The sequence below is a fragment of the Streptomyces yunnanensis genome (assembly GCF_029011865.1).
GTDB lineage: Bacteria > Actinomycetota > Actinomycetes > Streptomycetales > Streptomycetaceae > Streptomyces > Streptomyces yunnanensis.
Map to the genome: position 1 here is coordinate 4241490 of NZ_CP095749.1, position 15791 is coordinate 4257280.

At 74.4% G+C, this 15791-nt stretch carries 15 protein-coding genes; 9 read left to right on the plus strand and 6 right to left on the minus strand.

Annotated features, from left to right (window positions below; translation table 11 throughout):
• Positions 1–303 precede the first annotated feature (303 nt).
• From MOV08_RS18100 to MOV08_RS18110, 3 genes are all read left to right on the plus strand, one after another.
• Positions 304–1236 carry an ROK family protein gene (locus MOV08_RS18100; RefSeq protein WP_102926552.1) on the plus strand — a complete coding sequence of 311 codons (933 nt, stop codon included), beginning with the start codon at positions 304–306 and terminating at the stop codon, positions 1234–1236.
• Complete coding sequence (nagA, locus tag MOV08_RS18105; protein WP_039633823.1) at positions 1236–2480, plus strand: N-acetylglucosamine-6-phosphate deacetylase; 1245 nt, start codon at positions 1236–1238, stop codon at positions 2478–2480. Before MOV08_RS18100 ends, nagA begins: the two co-directional genes overlap by 1 nt.
• A 210-nt stretch (positions 2481–2690) precedes the next feature.
• The gene (locus MOV08_RS18110) at positions 2691–3620 is read left to right on the plus strand and encodes a 1-phosphofructokinase family hexose kinase (protein WP_275308112.1); all 930 of its coding nucleotides are present in this window, start codon (positions 2691–2693) and stop codon (positions 3618–3620) included.
• A 64-nt stretch (positions 3621–3684) separates the two neighbouring features.
• On the opposite strand, the gene MOV08_RS18115 is transcribed toward MOV08_RS18110, so the two are convergent.
• The gene (locus MOV08_RS18115; protein ID WP_039633829.1) at positions 3685–4602 is read right to left on the minus strand and encodes a carbohydrate-binding protein; all 918 of its coding nucleotides are present in this window, start codon (positions 4600–4602) and stop codon (positions 3685–3687) included.
• Positions 4603–4866: 264 nt separating this feature from the next.
• Positions 4867–6549 carry a diguanylate cyclase CdgB gene (gene cdgB / locus MOV08_RS18120; protein WP_275308113.1) on the minus strand — a complete coding sequence of 561 codons (1683 nt, stop codon included), beginning with the start codon at positions 6547–6549 and terminating at the stop codon, positions 4867–4869.
• A gap of 357 nt (positions 6550–6906) precedes the next feature.
• Here cdgB and MOV08_RS18125 point away from each other — a divergent pair, with 357 nt between their 5' ends.
• The gene (locus tag MOV08_RS18125) at positions 6907–7521 is read left to right on the plus strand and encodes a flavin reductase family protein (RefSeq protein ID WP_239010077.1); all 615 of its coding nucleotides are present in this window, start codon (positions 6907–6909) and stop codon (positions 7519–7521) included.
• 89 nt (positions 7522–7610) lie between these two features.
• On the opposite strand, the gene arfB is transcribed toward MOV08_RS18125, so the two are convergent.
• Positions 7611–8039, minus strand: a complete 429-nt coding sequence (gene arfB / locus MOV08_RS18130; protein WP_039641046.1) for an alternative ribosome rescue aminoacyl-tRNA hydrolase ArfB — start codon at positions 8037–8039, stop codon at positions 7611–7613.
• 276 nt (positions 8040–8315) lie between these two features.
• Here arfB and MOV08_RS18135 point away from each other — a divergent pair, with 276 nt between their 5' ends.
• Positions 8316–8891, plus strand: coding sequence for a TerD family protein (locus tag MOV08_RS18135; RefSeq protein WP_039633833.1), 576 nt, complete (start codon positions 8316–8318; stop codon positions 8889–8891).
• A gap of 138 nt (positions 8892–9029) precedes the next feature.
• On the opposite strand, the gene MOV08_RS18140 is transcribed toward MOV08_RS18135, so the two are convergent.
• On the minus strand, positions 9030–9326 hold the full coding sequence (locus MOV08_RS18140) for a helix-turn-helix domain-containing protein (protein WP_275308114.1): 297 nt from the start codon (positions 9324–9326) through the stop codon (positions 9030–9032).
• 136 nt (positions 9327–9462) lie between these two features.
• On the opposite strand from MOV08_RS18140, the gene map reads away from it, so the two are divergent.
• Positions 9463–10230 carry a type I methionyl aminopeptidase gene (gene map, locus MOV08_RS18145; protein ID WP_275308116.1) on the plus strand — a complete coding sequence of 256 codons (768 nt, stop codon included), beginning with the start codon at positions 9463–9465 and terminating at the stop codon, positions 10228–10230.
• Positions 10231–10380: 150 nt separating this feature from the next.
• On the opposite strand, the gene MOV08_RS18150 is transcribed toward map, so the two are convergent.
• The gene (locus MOV08_RS18150; RefSeq protein WP_275308118.1) at positions 10381–11712 is read right to left on the minus strand and encodes an SGNH/GDSL hydrolase family protein; all 1332 of its coding nucleotides are present in this window, start codon (positions 11710–11712) and stop codon (positions 10381–10383) included.
• 112 nt (positions 11713–11824) lie between these two features.
• On the opposite strand from MOV08_RS18150, the gene MOV08_RS18155 reads away from it, so the two are divergent.
• Positions 11825–12322: a hypothetical protein gene (locus tag MOV08_RS18155; RefSeq protein ID WP_275308119.1), complete on the plus strand. Its 498-nt coding sequence runs from the start codon at positions 11825–11827 to the stop codon at positions 12320–12322.
• 31 nt (positions 12323–12353) lie between these two features.
• Here MOV08_RS18155 and MOV08_RS18160 read toward each other — a convergent pair whose 3' ends face one another.
• Positions 12354–13025, minus strand: a complete 672-nt coding sequence (locus MOV08_RS18160) for a pentapeptide repeat-containing protein (RefSeq protein WP_239010078.1) — start codon at positions 13023–13025, stop codon at positions 12354–12356.
• A gap of 272 nt (positions 13026–13297) precedes the next feature.
• On the opposite strand from MOV08_RS18160, the gene MOV08_RS18165 reads away from it, so the two are divergent.
• Positions 13298–14476 (plus strand): NAD(P)-binding protein, encoded by a 1179-nt coding sequence (locus MOV08_RS18165; protein WP_275308120.1) that lies wholly within the window; start codon positions 13298–13300, stop codon positions 14474–14476.
• Positions 14477–14736: 260 nt separating this feature from the next.
• A complete protein-coding gene (locus tag MOV08_RS18170) occupies positions 14737–15750 on the plus strand; it encodes a zinc-binding dehydrogenase (RefSeq protein WP_275308121.1) in 1014 nt (337 codons plus the stop codon).
• Positions 15751–15791: the final 41 nt, after the last annotated feature.

The following is a 15791-nucleotide window of genomic DNA, read 5'->3' on the forward strand; positions in this document are numbered from 1 at the left end:
TGTTCCCTCCGCCGTCTCGGGGATCGCCCGCGATCGACGCAGAACAGCGGATCTCTCCACCGTCCCCCACAAGGTCTACACCACCCTCCCCCCACCTTCCGTATCGGCCCGCCCCTTGCGCAGGTCACAGGCCCGCGGGAGGGCTGAACACAGAGGCTACCGGCGCGTATCCGTGCCCGGACGCGGGCGGCGGCGTCCGGCTACGGCCGACCGCCGGCGAGCGGTGGGTGACGTGCGGTACGTGGTGATCAGCACGGTGAGTGGACTAGACCTTTATTGGCCGATCGCGCGACACTGTCCCCCGTGAAACACGTCATCGCCCTTGATGTGGGCGGCACCGGAATGAAGGCCGCCCTCGCCGGGGCGGACGGCACCCTCCTGTACGAGGCGCGGCGCCCCACCGGGCGCGACCGCGGCCCCGAGGCGGTCGTCGAGACGATCCTCGGCTTCGCCGCCGAGCTGCGCGACGTCGGCCGGGAGCGGTTCGGCAGCACCGCGCTGGCCGCCGGCGTCGCCGTCCCCGGCATCGTCGACGAGACCACCGGCACCGCCGTCTACGCCGCCAACCTCGGCTGGCGGGACGTGCCCATGCGGGCGCTGCTCTCCGAACGCCTCGGCGGAGTACCGGTCGCGCTCGGCCACGACGTCCGCACCGGCGGCCTGGCCGAGGGCCGGATCGGCGCCGGCCGGGACGCCGACCGCTTCCTGTTCGTCCCCCTGGGCACCGGGATCGCCGGTGCCATCGGACTCGACGGCCGCATCGAGGCCGGCGCCCACGGGAGCGCCGGCGAGATCGGCCACCTCGTCGTCCGGCCGGGTGGTCACACCTGCGGCTGCGGTCAGCGCGGCTGCCTGGAGACGGTGGCCTCGGCCGCGGCGGTGGGCCGCGACTGGGCCGCGGTCTGCGGCGATCCGCGGGCCGGCGCCGCCGACTGCGCCAAGGCCGTGGAGTCCGGCGACCCGCGCGCCCGGGAGGTCTGGCAGGGCGCCGTGGACGCGCTCGCCGACGGCCTGGTCGCCGGGCTCACCCTGCTCGACCCGCGGATGCTGATCATCGGCGGCGGGCTGGCGGAGGCCGGCGACACGCTGTTCGCGCCACTGCGGGAGGCGGTCCGCGCGCGCGTTACCTTCCAGCAGCTCCCCACGATCGTCCCGGCGGCCCTCGGGGACGCCGCCGGCTGCCTGGGCGCAGGACTGCTCGCCTGGGATCTTCTCTCCACGGAGGTAACCGCCTGATGGCACAGCAACAGTCCGCGGGACGGCCCTCGGACGCCGGGCGCACCATCCTGGCCGGCGCCCGGATCGCCCGGCCCTCCGGCGTCACCGACCACGGCCGGATCACCATCGAGGGCACCCGGATCACCGCCGTCCACAGTCGCGACAAGGACCGCGGCCGGTCGCCGGACGCGACCGAGCCGCAGGACCTCCACGACGACACCGCGACCGTCCTCGACCTGACGGGGCATCTGATCGTCCCCGGCTTCGTCGATCTGCACGTGCACGGCGGGGGCGGCGGCTCCTTCTCGTCCGCCGACCCCGAGGAGTGCCTGACCGTCGTCGACACCCACCGTCGGCACGGCACCACCTCGATGGTGGCCTCCACCGTCACCGGTGACCTGGACGACCTGGCCCGACAGGCCGCGGTCCTGGCCGAGTTGGTGCAGCAGGGCGACCTGGCCGGCATCCACTTCGAGGGGCCGTTCATCTCCCCGCACCGCTGCGGCGCCCACCAGCCCGAGCTGCTGCGCGACCCGGACCCCGCCGACGTCCGCCGGCTGGTCGAGGCCGCCCGCGGCACCGCCGCGATGATGACCGTCGCCCCCGAACTGCCGGGCGGGCTGGACTCCGTGCGGCTGCTCGCCGACGCCGGGGTGATCGCCGCGATCGGCCACACCGACTCCGACTACGACGCCACCCGCCGGGCCATCGACGCCGGCGCCACCGTCGCCACCCACCTGTTCAACGCGATGCCCGCGCTCGGCCACCGTGCCCCCGGCCCGGTCGCCGCGCTCCTGGAGGACGAGCGGATCACCGTCGAGCTGATCGACGACGGCACCCATCTGCACCCGGCGATCCTCCAGATGGCGTTCCGCTCGGCGGGCGCCGAACGGGTCGCCTTCATCACCGACGCGATGGGGGCGGCCGGTATGAGCGACGGGATGTATCCGCTCGGCCCCATGCGGGTCGAGGTCAAGGACGGCGTCGCGCGGATCAGCGAGGGCCCCACCGCCGGCTCCATCGCGGGCTCCACGCTCACCCTGGACCGCGCCTTCAAACGGGCCGTCACCCTCGACGGCCTCACCGTCGAGCAGGCCGTGCAGGCGCTCTCCGCCAACCCCGCCCGGCTGCTGGGCATCGCCGACCGGACCGGCTCGCTGGAGGCCGGCAAGGACGCCGACCTGGTCGTCCTGGACGCCGCCCACGACGTGGTGGGCGTGCTGCGGCAGGGCTCCTGGCTGCGCCGCCCGCCCGGCGTCTGACCGACCGGACCGGCACTCCCCGCTACCGCCGGGGGCACCCCCGGCCCGACCGCCGTCCAGGCGGCCGGGCCGGGCAGGGTGGCCGACCCGGGTCTGGGCCTACGGCCGTCCGCGATGGCATGATCGCTCGCGCACTTGTCCGTATGCCGCCGCGGAACGCGGGGCCCTCACCCACGGCCGTCCGGCCGGCCTCCTCCCGGAGGGGAGACCATGATCCTCACGGTCACGCTGAACGCCGCCCTGGACATCACCTACCGCGTCCCCCGGCTCCATCCGCACACCACGCACCGCGTCACCGAGGTCGCCGAACGCCCCGGCGGCAAGGGCCTGAACGTCGCCCGGGTGCTGGCCGCGCTCGGCCACCGCACGGTCGCCACCGGCTTCGCGGGCGGCGGCACCGGCGAGGCGCTGCGCGCCCTGCTCGCCCAGGAGACCGCCGTCACCGACGCGCTGGTCCCGGTCGGCGGCGCCACCCGCCGCACCGTCGCCGTCGTGGACGCCGGCACCGGCGACACCACCCAGCTCAACGAGCCGGGCCCGACGGTCTCCCCGACCGAATGGGCCGCCTTCCTCGGCACCTACCGCGAACTGCTGGGCGAGGCACGGGCGGTGGCGCTCTGCGGCAGCCTGCCGCCCGGCGTCCCGGTGGACGTCTACGCCCGGCTCACCCGCGCCGCCCACGCCGCCGGGGTCCCCGTCCTGCTGGACACCAGCGGCGAACCGCTGCGCCGCGGCCTGGCCGCCCGCCCCGACCTCGCCAAGCCCAACGCCGACGAACTGGCCGCCCTCACCGGCAGCACCGAACCGCTGCGGGCCGCCCGCGACGCTCGGCGCCGCGGCGCCCACGCGGTGGCCGCCTCACTCGGCGCGGACGGGATGCTCGCGGTGACCGCCGACGGTGCCTGGCAGGCCACCCCGCCCCGTCGGTTCGCCGGCAACCCCACCGGGGCCGGCGACTCCGCGGTGGCCGGCCTGCTGTCCGGACTGGTCGAGGAGCTGCCCTGGCCGGACCGGCTGTGCCGCGCGGTGGCGCTGTCCGCCGCGACCGTACGGGCCCCCGCCGCAGGCGAGTTCGACGCCACGACCTATCAGGAGCTGCTGCCCCACGTGGTGGTGACGGACCGTCCCGCGGTGGCCTGAGCGCCCCTCGGGGCCGCGCTCCTCGGGTGGGACCGCCGGCCCCGTCCTGCGGGGTGCGGCGCCGTCAGGGCCGGTCGAGCCAGACCTGGTCGAGGTTGACCTCGCACTGGTTGCCGTTCTCGCAGGACAGCTTGATGGTGTTGGTGCCCTTGTTGAGCTGGATGAGCGACCAGGACTTGGTCCAGCCCTTGTCCCAGGCGCCCTCGGGGGCGTGGGCGAAGTTGTGCAGGCTTATCGGCCGGGTCAGCGCCTGACCGTTGATGTTGAGCGTGAGGTTGGCGTCCTTGCCCGGCACGCCGTAGCCGACCCAGAGCTTGTACTGGCCGGCGGTGTCCACGTCGAGGGTCCAAGTGGCCGACGCGCCGGGGGTGTTCATGCCGGCGACGTACGAGCCGCTGGCGGTGCGGGCGCCGGGGACGTCCTTGGCGGTGGTCGCGCCGCCTTCGAGGCGCAGCGCGCCCGCGTCGTCCTTGGGAAGGGCGCCCGGGGTGGGCTTGGTGGAGGGCTGCTTGCTGGGCTCGACCGAATCCGCGGCCGTCGGGCCCGGGTTCTTCGCGCCGTTCTCGTCCTTGGACTGACCGGAGTTGGTCAGCATTGCCGCGCCGATGCCTATGCACACCACCGCGACCACCGCGACCGCGCCGATCAGCAGGCCGTTGCGGCTCTTGCGGGGCTCGGGGGCCATCGGGACCGGACGGGTGCGGTCGGCGGCACCGCCGCCGGGCAGCGTCTCGGGGGCCGCGTAGTGCGCGGAGGCGGAGCGCGGGTTCTGCCGGCCGTAGCCGGGCTGGCCCTGCGGGGTGCCGTACTGTCGCTCACCGACCGTGCGCACCTGGTTGTAGGAGGTTCGCGGGACGCCTGGCTGCCGCGGCGTGCCGGCGCCCGACGCGCCCGCGCCGCCCTCGCCGCCCTCCGAGCGGTACAGGTGGGCGAAGGGGTCGTCGTTCTCCGGCGTGTCCGCGCCGTTGTTGCCGGCCGTCATTCCGTGTCACTCCCAAGCGGTCTCTACGCGTCTGTGCGCGTCCGTACGCGTGCGCGGGGCTCCGCGCGAACTGCCTCTTTCGGGCCTCCCGGCGCCGCCGCGCCGCATCGGCGCAGCCTACCCCGTCGGGGCCGGGCCACGCCGTCCCCGGAGGTTCACAAGATCGCTACAGATCGGTGAACGTGCGATGCCCAGGCAGGACACCGCGGGTGTGAGATGCGCGGCATCGGGCCGGGCGGCCGGTGCCGGGCGGTCGCGGGCGGCTCAGCCGGCCGCCCGCCGGCCGCTCTTCGACCGCCGCTTCTCGACGTACATCCGCTGGTCGGCCGACTCCAGCACCTCCTCGGCCGTCATCCCGCAGCTCGCCCAGCCGATGCCGAAGCTGGCGCCGACCCGGACGGCCCGGCCCTCGACCCGGATCGGCGGGATGATCGCGTTCCGCAGCCGGACCGCGAGGTCCTGGGCGTCGGCCGTGCCCAGCCCGTCGGCGAGCACCACGAACTCGTCGCCGCCGAGCCGGGCGACGGTGTCGCCGTCGCGGACACCGCTGGTCAGCCGGCGGGCGACCTCGATCAGCACCGCGTCACCGGTGTTGTGGCCGAAGCGGTCGTTGATCGACTTGAAGCCGTCCAGGTCGCAGAAGAGCACCGCGAGGCCCTTGGCGCCGTCGTCCTCGGCGCCGTCGGCGAGCGCGGAGAGGTGGACGTGGTGGTCGAAGGGGAGGGCGCCGCGGGGCGTCGGCTCGCCCTCGAAGCCGTCGAGCCCCTCGAACGCCTCCGAGCCGTCCCCCACGAAGCCGTGCGGGGCGCGCGGGTCGGCGCCGCCGCCCGAGGCGGCGTAGGCGTCGGCGAGCGCGCTCGGCGGGCGGGAGCACAGCCGGGCGGAGAGCCGGGCCCGCAGCTCGGCGCTGTTGGGCAGGCCGGTCAGCGAGTCGTGGCTGGCCCGGTGCGCGAGTTGGAGCTCGTGCCGCTTGCGTTCCTCGATGTCCTCGACGTGGGTGAGCAGGTAGCGGGGGCCGTCGGTGGTGTCGGCGACCACCGAGTTGCGCAGCGAGACCCACACGTAGGTGCTGTCCCGGCGCTGGAGCCGCAGTTCGGCCCGGCCGCCCTCCGCGGAGGTGCGCAGCAGCGTGCCGATGTCCTCGGGGTGGCAGATGTCGGAGAACGACAGCCGGCGCATCCCGGAGGCCGGGCGGCCCAGCAGCCGGCACAGCGCGTCGTTGGTGCGCAGCAGTCGTCCGTGCTGGTCGCCGCCCATCTCGGCGACGGCCATTCCGCTCGGCGCGTACTCGAACGCCTGCCGGAAGCTTTCCTCACTCGCCCGCAGCGCCTGCTGCTCGCGTTCCAGGCGGACCAGCGCCCGCTGCATGTTGGCCCGCAGCCGGGCGTTGCTGATCGCGATGGCGGACTGGAACGCGTACATCTGGAGCGCCTCCTGGCCCCAGGGGCCGGGGCGCCGGCCGTTGCGCGGCCGGTCCACGGAGAGCACGCCGAGCAGTTCGCCGTTGCCGTTGGCGGCGGTGTACATGGGCGCGAAGAGGCGGTCCATCGGGTGCCACTCGTCGGGGAACCGCGGTGCCGGCCCGGCGGTGTGCCACTGCGGCACGTCGTCGTCGTCCAGCACCCAGCCCTCGGTGTACGGGATGAAGCACAGCTCGCCCCAGCGCTCCCCCATGGACAGCCGGCGCTCCCATGAGGCGCGCGAGCCCACCCGCCCGGCCATCAGCGCCTCCGCGCCCGCGCTGCCGGCCACCGCGGCGACCACGAGATCACCGTCCTGCCGTACGAGGTTGACCGCGGCGAGCTCGTAGCCGAGCCCGGCGATCGCCCCGTCGGCGACGCACTGCAAGGTGTCCGCAAGGCTGCGTGCGGTGTTCAGTTCGGCGACCACTTGGTGCAGCTGCCGCAGGGTCGCAAGACGGACATAGGGCTCCGACTCGGTCTCCATCGCTCGCTCTCCCTGAGACCTCGACAGCAACTCCACCGGTTTCTTCGTCGTCCGATTCCACGCTCACTGAATCACAGTGAGCTGTTCACTCGGTACACAGGGTCAACAATTAGCGGCCCATGTGACTCAAGTCACAACCAGTGACGGGCCGTTACGGATCGCCGACCAGGGGCTCATCCGCGCGCGCGAACGGCATTCGGACACCCCCTGAAAACTTCCTGAACGCAAATTCCGGCCACCCCGCGGCGTGATCCACACCCCTGGCCCGCCGACCGCCGCCTCCGCCGCGGGACCTAGGACGCGAGTGGTCCGGAGGCCCGATGCGCGCCCCGCCCGAGCGGCGTTAGCGTTCGTGGCGTGTTCACGAAGACTCCTGCCACCACCCCGGCCGCCGGCTCCGCCGCCACCGCCGCCCCCACCGTCGCCCTCGCCTCCCTGCCGGGCGACGGGTCGATCGCGCATGCTGTTGGGGTGAGTGACGACGAGTTCCGCGCCGCGCTGTCCCGCCTCGCCGCCGGCGTGGTGCTGATCACCGCCCACGATCCGGACGCCGGACCGCGCGGCGAGGGTGTCGGGATGACCGCCACGGCGTTCCTCTCCGTGTCGCTCGATCCGCCGCTGGTGATGGTGAGCGTTCGCAACGACTCACGGATGGACGACCTGCTGGCGCAGCAGCCGCTGTGGGCGGTCTCGGTGCTGTCGGGCCACCAACGGCAGGTAGCGGCGCGATTCGCCATGAAGGGCCGGATCAGCGACCGGCTGCTCTTCCAGGACATTCCATCCGTAACGGGCGAAGCGTCCGGTGCGCCGCTCATCGAGGGCGCGCTGGCGACGCTGGAGTGCCGGACCGAGCAGCGGGTGGTGGCCGGGGACCACACCCTCGTCATCGGCCGTGTCCTGGCGACGACCACGTCCGGGGAGGACGACGGTCCACTGACGTACTTCCGGGGGAAGTACCGGCAGCTGGGGTGAACGGGGGCCCGATGTAGCGGCCCTGTGCGGGGCGGTCCGGCTCGGGGGCCCGGCGCGGGACGGCCGGGCGCCGGGCAGGGGCGCCGCCGTCAGCCCCAATCGCGGCCGGAGCGGCCCCGCTTGGTGTCGCCGCGCTGCTTCTTCTCGCGCAGCCGGCGCTCGTTGATGCCGCGCGGGATGCGGGTCTTGCGGCGCGGCGTGGGCGGCGGGGCGGTGGCCTCGGCGAGCAGCGCGGTCAGCCGCACGGCCGCGATCTCGCGGTTGCGCCACTGCGAGCGGTGGTCGGAGGCGCGCACCGTCAGCACCCCGTCGACCAGCCGGCCCGCCAGTCGCTCCAGGGCACGCTCGCGCCACACCGGCGGCAGCGCCTTCGTGCGCGCCAGGTCGAAGCGCAACTCGACCTGGCTGTCGCTGGTGTTGACGTGCTGGCCGCCCGGGCCGGAGGAGCGCGAGAACCGCCAGACCAGCTCGGCCTCCGGGAGGACGACCGAACCTCGGATGACATGGGGCCCGGACATGCCCCCCATGATCCCGCGCCCGCGGCCGTCCGTCACCTCGGTTTCACCTCGGTTTCCCTGGTCGGAACGGGCCGCCGCCTTCGAGGAACGGGCCCGGCACGGCCATCAGGATTCGGCAAAGAAAGTAAAGGGAGCTGGAACCACCCGGTCGTCCCGGGGCGTTGAGGTGGGTGACGGCGGCCCCGCTCCCGGGCGGGTCCGCCGCGGCATCACCACCCGCAGCAGCGGCATCACCGGCCCCAGGTCGGCGCGACTCGACGAGGAAAGGGACTTCCCATGGCTGTAAGCCTGTCCAAGGGCGGCAACGTCTCGCTCACCAAGGAGGCACCGGGCCTGTCCGCCGTCACGGTCGGCCTCGGCTGGGACGTCCGCACGACCACGGGCACGGACTTCGACCTCGACGCCAGCGCCATCGCGGTCAACGCGACCGGCAAGGTCCACTCCGACCAGCACTTCATCTTCTTCAACAACAAGTCGACGCCGGACCAGACCATCGTCCACACCGGCGACAACACCACCGGCCAGGGCGAGGGCGACGACGAGTCGATCAACGTCAACCTCGGCGCGCTGCCGGCCGAGATCGACAAGATCGTCTTCCCGGTCTCCATCTACGACGCCGAGAACCGCGGCCAGAACTTCGGCCAGGTGCGGAACGCCTTCATCCGCATCATCAACCAGGCCGGCGGCGCCGAGATCGCGCGCTACGACCTGAGCGAGGACGCCGCCACCGAGACCGCCATGGTCTTCGGCGAGCTGTACCGCAACGGCGCGGAGTGGAAGTTCCGCGCCGTGGGCCAGGGTTACGCGTCCGGCCTGCGCGGCATCGCGCAGGACTTCGGCGTCAACGTCTGAGACACGACACCGCCGAGGCGCGGCCGCACCGCGGCACGCCACCGCCGGAGACCTCCGGCACCGAGGGCCGGCTCCCGAGAGGGGGCCGGCCCTCGGCGTTCGCACCGGCCCCTGGGAGAGCCCTGGACGCGACAGGCCCTAGGCCGCCGCGCTGCCGCGTCCGGTGTCGTCGGCGGTCCCGGGGGGCGGTTCCGCCGGCGTGGCCAGCACGGCCACCTCGTCCAGCGACAGTCCGAGCGTCCCGGCGAGCGCGGCGACCGTGAAGAACGCCGGTGTCGGCGCCCGGCCGGTCTCGATCTTCCGCAGCGTCTCCGCGGACAGCCCGGCCGCCGCGGCGACCTCGACCATGCTGCGCTCGCCGCGCGCCACGCGCAGCAGCGTGCCCAGCCGCTCACCGCGTTCGCGCTCCCAGGGGGTCAATGGAGTTCGCACCATGCCCGTGATACTAATACCGGTAAATAAATACCGGTAAACAAATACCGGCCCGGGGGGCAGAGCGCACGGTTCCGCCCCCGGGGACGGAACGCCGTCCGGGCGCAGCGCCCGGGTGACGGAAAGGGAGGGCGTACCGATGGTGGAGATCAAGAGCGACGCGTCGCTGGACGCGATGCGGGTGGCCGGCCGGGTGGTCGCGGACGCGCTGGCCGCGGCCCGGGCCGCGGCCGCCCCCGGGACGCGGCTGACCGAACTGGACGAGGTGGCCCGCACGGTGCTGCACGAGGCCGGCGCCACCTCGCCGTTCCTCGGCTACCGCCCCTCCTTCGCCCCCACCCCCTTCCCCGCGGTGATCTGCGCGTCCGTCAACGACGCGATCGTGCACGGCATCCCGAACGGCTACCGGCTGCGCGACGGCGACCTGGTCAGCATCGACTGCGGCGCGATGGTCGACGGCTGGGCCGGGGACGCGGCCCTCAGCTTCACGGTCGGCACCGAGCGCCCCGAGGACCGCCGGCTGATGGAGACCACCCGGCGGGCCCTGGAGGCGGGCATCGCGGCGGCTGTCGTCGGCGCCCGGATCGGCGACGTCGCGCACGCCATCGGCAGCATCGGCCGCGCGGCCGGCTACGGCATCCCCGAGGACTTCGGCGGCCACGGCATCGGGCGGGCGATGCACGAGGACCCGCCGGTCCCCAACGACGGCCGGCCGGGCCGCGGCCTCGTGCTCCGGCACGGCCTGGTCATCGCCATCGAGCCGATGTTCCTGGCCGGCGGCAGCAACCACTACGCCGCCGACGCCGACGGCTGGACCCTGCGCACCCTCGACGGCAGCCGGGCGGCCCACTTCGAGCACACCGTCGCGGTGACGGACCAGGGGCCGCGCATCCTCACCCTGCCGTAGGGGAGGCGCGGGCGCGCGGCACGGGACCGGGTGCGGGTGCGGCGCGCGGGCCGGGGCGGCGGGCCAGGGAACGGCACACCGAGCGGTGCGTCGCCCGCCCCCGTCCGTGAGCACCGCCGCGCCCCGCCCGCGAGTGCCGCCCGTCCCGCCTCAGACCGCGTCGAGGTCGATCGCCCGGGCCATCGCGCGGTACCCGGCGTCGTTCGGGTGCAGATGGTCCCCCTGGTCGTACGCGGCGGCCATCCGCCCCCGGTCGGCGGGGTCGGACAGCGCCCGGTCCAGGTCGACCACCCCGTCGAACGCACCGGAGGTGCGTATCCAGCGGTTGAGCGCCTCGCGCTTGATCTCGCCGCGCTCGGTGTAATACGCCGCCCCCTTGAACGGCGTCAGCGTCGCGCCGATCACCTTGACGCCCCGGCGGTGCGACTGGCGTATCAACTCCCTCTGCGCGTCGATCAGTTGCCGGACCGACACCTCGGGGGTCGGTCCGCCCGACCCGACCGCCACCTCGCTCATCCCGATGTCGTTGATGCCCTCCAGCAGGATGACGGTGCCCACGTCCGGCCCGTTGAGCGCGTCCTCGGCGAAGCGGGCCGTCGCCTTCTCACCGAAGTCCGCGGTGGTGTTGACCAGTTGATTGCCGGCGATGCCCTCGTTGAGGACGCCGCGCGGGCGTCCCACGGCGGCGAACCGGTCGGCCAGGGCGTCCGGATAGCGGCGGTTGGTGCCGAAGGTGGAGCCGTACCCGTCCGTGATGGAGTCCCCGAAGGCGACGATGCCGTCCCGCCGGGCGGGCCCGCCGCCGGCGAACTCGACGCCCGAGAGGTAGTACCAGGACTGCGAGGTCTCGGTGAACGCCGCGGCGCCCACATCGGACCGGTGGTCACCGGCCGCGCGGTAGCTGGTGGCGCCGGCCAGCGCGTGGAGGGTGGCCGGACCGGTCGGCGCGTCGAAATACAGCGTGACGGTGACCGACTCCAGGGCGCGCACCCGCAGGCCCACCCCGTCGCTGAGCAGTTCGCCGCCGGCCGGTATCGTCGCCGACTTCCCGTGCCCGAAGGTCAGTTGTCGCACCGAGCCGGCCCGCACCGAGGCGCCCTGGTCGGCCCGCGCGAGGGTCGCCCCGGCGACCTTCAGCGGCGCCGTGCCGTAGCGGTTCGACAGCCTGATCCGGGCCTGTGCGCCGCCCGCGCCGACCCGGACGACCTGGCGGACGGTCTGCCGCGCGAAGCCCTCCCCGGACCAGTTCTTCCCGAACACCTCGGTCGGCCGCTGCGGCGCGGCGGCCCAGCCACCGCGCCAGTGCTCCCCGGCCTGCGCGGCACCACCGCGGCCCGCGGCGCCCGCCCGACCTGCCGCGTACGCCGCGCCCGGCGCTCCCGTCCCGTCCGGCAGCGCCGGCAAGGCCGGCAGCGCCACCAGCGCGGCCGCCGCCACCAGCGCGACCCCCGAACGCCGCACCAAGGAACCAGACATGATCATTGCCCCACCCTCCACCCGTCCGCCGTTGCGCCGGCGCGCCGCCGGTCGCGTGGGCCGGTCGTCCGGACCCTCCGCCGCGCCGGCGCGCGAGCGCGCGTGACACCATCAAGAGGTGATCGACCTCGGCTATTCCCTCTCCCGCCGCTTTCCGGACCCTCCGCAGACCGACTACCGGACCGCGGACGTGCGCGCCCTGCGGCACGACCTCTTCTGCGGCGATGTCTACATCGCGGACACCGAGACCGACCGCGAGCTGTCCACGGCCTGGGGATGGGTGCCGGTGCTCGACTTCGCCTGGGCGCTGTGCGACATCGTCGAGCAGCTCGACACCGACCCCCGTGGCAGCCGCTCCGCCCGCCCGATCCACGCCGAGCTGGACTTCACCGAATCCACCGACCGGATGCTCTTCGAGCGGCGCTTCGGCTGGGTCGACGTCGCCGCCGACTGGATGCCGGTCGAGGAAGCCCCCCTCACCTTCAATCACGCCGCGCTGCGCCGCGAGGCCCGCGACTTCCTGCACGACCTGATCGCCGACCTCGCCGATATGCACGAGGGCCTGGCCGACAACGCCGCCGTCTGGGCACTCCAGGCCCGCTTCCCCCGCATCTGATCCACCCCCGCCCCCGTCCGCATCCTCCGGCTCACTCCACCCGCACGCCCACCTGGGCCGCGAACGCCGGTGCCAGATCCATCAGTTGAGCGATGCTGATCACGGCGCCGCCCAGCGAGTCGATGCCCCGCGCGACGTCCAGCCCGACCGCCCCGCGCAGATCGACGTCCGTCATCCGCGCCGCCGAGAAATCCACCCGCGTCAGGGTGCAGTCCTCGAAGGACACCCGCTCCAGCTGCGCGCCCCCGAAGTCCGCCTCGACCAGCACGCACCCCTCGAACGCGACGTCCCGCAGCCTGGCCTTGCGCAGATTGGCGAAGTCGATCTTGCCGCCGCGCACCACCACCCGCTCCAGCACCGCACCGTGGAGCTGTATCCCGCCGAGCCGGGCGTCCACCACCTCCACGTCGCGCAACGACGCCTGCGACAGGTCCGTGCCCACCCCGCGCACCCCGCTCAGCACACAGTCGATGAGCCGCCCCCGGCTCAGCACCGCCTCGTCCAGCGCGCACCGCCGCAGCGCGCAGTCCATGAACCGGGCGCCCCGCGCCGACTGCCCCGCGAAGTCCACCTCGGTGAACTCCAGGCCGTCGTAGTCGCCCTCGGGCTCCAGCTCCCCGCCGTCGTACGCCCGCAGCTCCGGCAACCGCACCTCGGGCCGCCGCACCGGCCGCACCACCGTCTCCTTGCCGCGCCCTGCCATGCGCTCACCGCCTCCCATCCGTCCCGGCCCGCCCCGGTCCCGTCCCCGTGCCGCGGACCGGCTCGGCCGCCCGCGCTCCGCGGACCGCTCCACATCCACCCCCATCCTGAACCACCCCACTGACAATCCCCCTGAAACCCCTGCTGACCTGCGAAAACCCTCTCCGGTGCGTCGGCATGTCACATCCGTGGCACCTCCGTCCGTCCCCTCAGCGAGCGCCCGCCCACCGGCGGACGCCGCCCCTCGCCCCACCCACGACCGGAGGAACTGCCATGAACCGCCGCCCGCTCACCGTCATCGGAGGCGGTTTCGCCGGCCTCACCGCGGCCATCTCCGCCGCCGAGGCCGGCGCCACCGTCACCCTCTACGAGGCCCACCGCACACTCGGCGGCCGCGCCCGCACCGCCGACGGCCCCTACCTCACCAACGACGGCCCGCACGCCCTCTACCACCGCGGCCCGCACTGGCCCTGGCTCCGGCAGCGCGGCCTGCTCAAGCCGCTCGCCCCGCTGCCCCTCCGGGAAGCCGCCCGGCTGCGCTTCTTCCACCGCGGCACCCTGCACCGGCTGCCCCCGCTCGGCATGCTCGGGCTGCGCGGCCACCGCGACGCCCCCGTCGACCAGGACTTCCTCACCTGGGCGCGCACCCACGCCGGCGAGAGCACCGTCCGCGCCGCGGCGCACTACGTCGGCGTCGCCACCTTCCACCACGACCCCGGCAGCCTCTCCGCCGCCTTCGTCCAGGAACGCCTGCGCCGCACCACCAGCCTGCCGCCGGAGGCCCACTACCTCGCCGGCGGCTGGGGCACGCTCATCGAGCGGATGGCGCACCACGCCCGCGACCTGGGCGTACGCATCGAGACGGGGGCCCGCGTCGATGCCCTCCCGGAGGGCGCCCCGGTCATCGTCGCCACCCACCTCGACTCCGCACGCGCCCTCCTCCGCGACGACCGCCTCAGCTGGACCGGTGCGCGGACGGTGCTGCTCGACCTCGCCGTCCGGACCCGGCGCGGCGATCCGTTCGCGCTGTCCGGGCTCGACTTCCCCGGCTGGATCGAGCGGTTCACCAGCCAGGACCCGGGCCTCGCGCCCCGCGGCGAACAGCTCCTCCAGGGCCAGGTCGGCATCGGCCCGGACGAGACCCGCGCCGACGGCGTAGCCCGCGCCGAACGCCTCCTGGACGCCGGTTTCCCGCACTGGCGCGAGCGCACCACCTGGCGCCGCACCGCACTGTCCACCGGCCGTACGGGAGCGGTGGACCTGCCGGGCACCACCTGGCGCGACCGCCCGGCGATCGACCGCGGCGACGGGGTCTATCTGGCCGGCGACCAGGTCGCGGCTCCCGGCGTGCTGTGCGAGGTGTCCTTCACCAGCGCCCTGGAAGCGGTCTCGCTCGCGCTGCAGACCACCCCCCGCCGCCCGGCCCCCGCCCCTCTCGACCGCACGCGCTGATCCACCGCCTCCAGGACACCCACGGCGCCATCCCACCCACAACGCGACGACACCCGCGGCGCGACAGCACCCACGACACCCCCAACACCCACGAACCCCAGGAGTCGCTCCTCGCCCCAACTCCACCGCCTGCACCAGGTATTGACCTCAACTCAGCTTGAGGTACCAGAGTGGCGGCAGTCGACCATCCCCCGCGGCGGGGCGGTCGCCCTTCACCGGCGCCCGCCCCGCCGCCCTCCTCCAAAGGAAACGACTCCGCCATGCGCGCAATACGGCTGCACACCTTCGGCCCCGCGGAAAACCTCGTCCACGAGACCCTCGACGACCCCGCCCCGGGTCCGGGCGAGGTCCGTATCGCGGTGGCCGCGGCGGGCGTCCACCTCCTGGACACCGCCCTCCGCGAGGGCCTGGAAGGCGGCCCCGCGCCGCTGCCCGACCTGCCGACCGTGCCCGGCCGGGAGGTGGCCGGCACCGTCGACGCCATCGGCGAGGGCACCGATCCCGGCTGGCTCGGCCGACCCGTCGTCGCCCACCTCGGCATGGCCCCGGGCGGCTACGCCGAACTGGCCGTGACCAGCACCGACCGGCTGCACGCCATCCCCGAGGGGCTGGATCCGGCCCAGGCCGTCGCCATGATCGGCACCGGCCGCACCACCATGGGCATCCTGCTCTTCGCCGACCTCGCCCCCGACGACATCGCGCTCGTCCCGGCGGCCGCCGGCGGCATCGGCTCGCTGCTCGTCCAGTACGCCAGGAACGTCGGCGCGACCGTCATCGGCCTGGCCGGCGGCCCCGCCAAGGTGGCCCACGTCCGCGAGCTGGGCGCCGACCTCGCCCTCGATTACACCGAGGCCGACTGGCCGGCCCTCACCCGCCGCTTCCTCGACGAGCGCGGCGCCACCGGGGCCACCCTCGTCTTCGACTCGGTGGGCGGCGCCGAAGGCCGCGCCGCCGTGGACCTCCTCGCCCGCGGCGGCCGCCACCTGGTCTTCGGCTGGTCCTCCGGCGGCCCTCTCACTGGCGGCCCGCTGCACTTCACGGACGCCGAACGCGCCGAACGCGGCATCACCTCCGAAACCGTCCTCGGCCCCCCGATGCTGGCCCGGGTCGGCGGCATCAACCCGATCCGCACCCTGGAGACCGCCGCCCTGGCCGAAGCCGCCGCCGGCCGGCTCGTCCCCACCGTCCACCGCTTCCCCCTCGCCGAGGCCGCGGCCGCGCACCGCGCCCTGGAGTCCCGCGGCACGATGGGCAAGGTCGTCCTGGTGCCGTAAGGCCGGCTCGCCCCGCGGCCCCCGGCCCGGCCGCCGTCGAG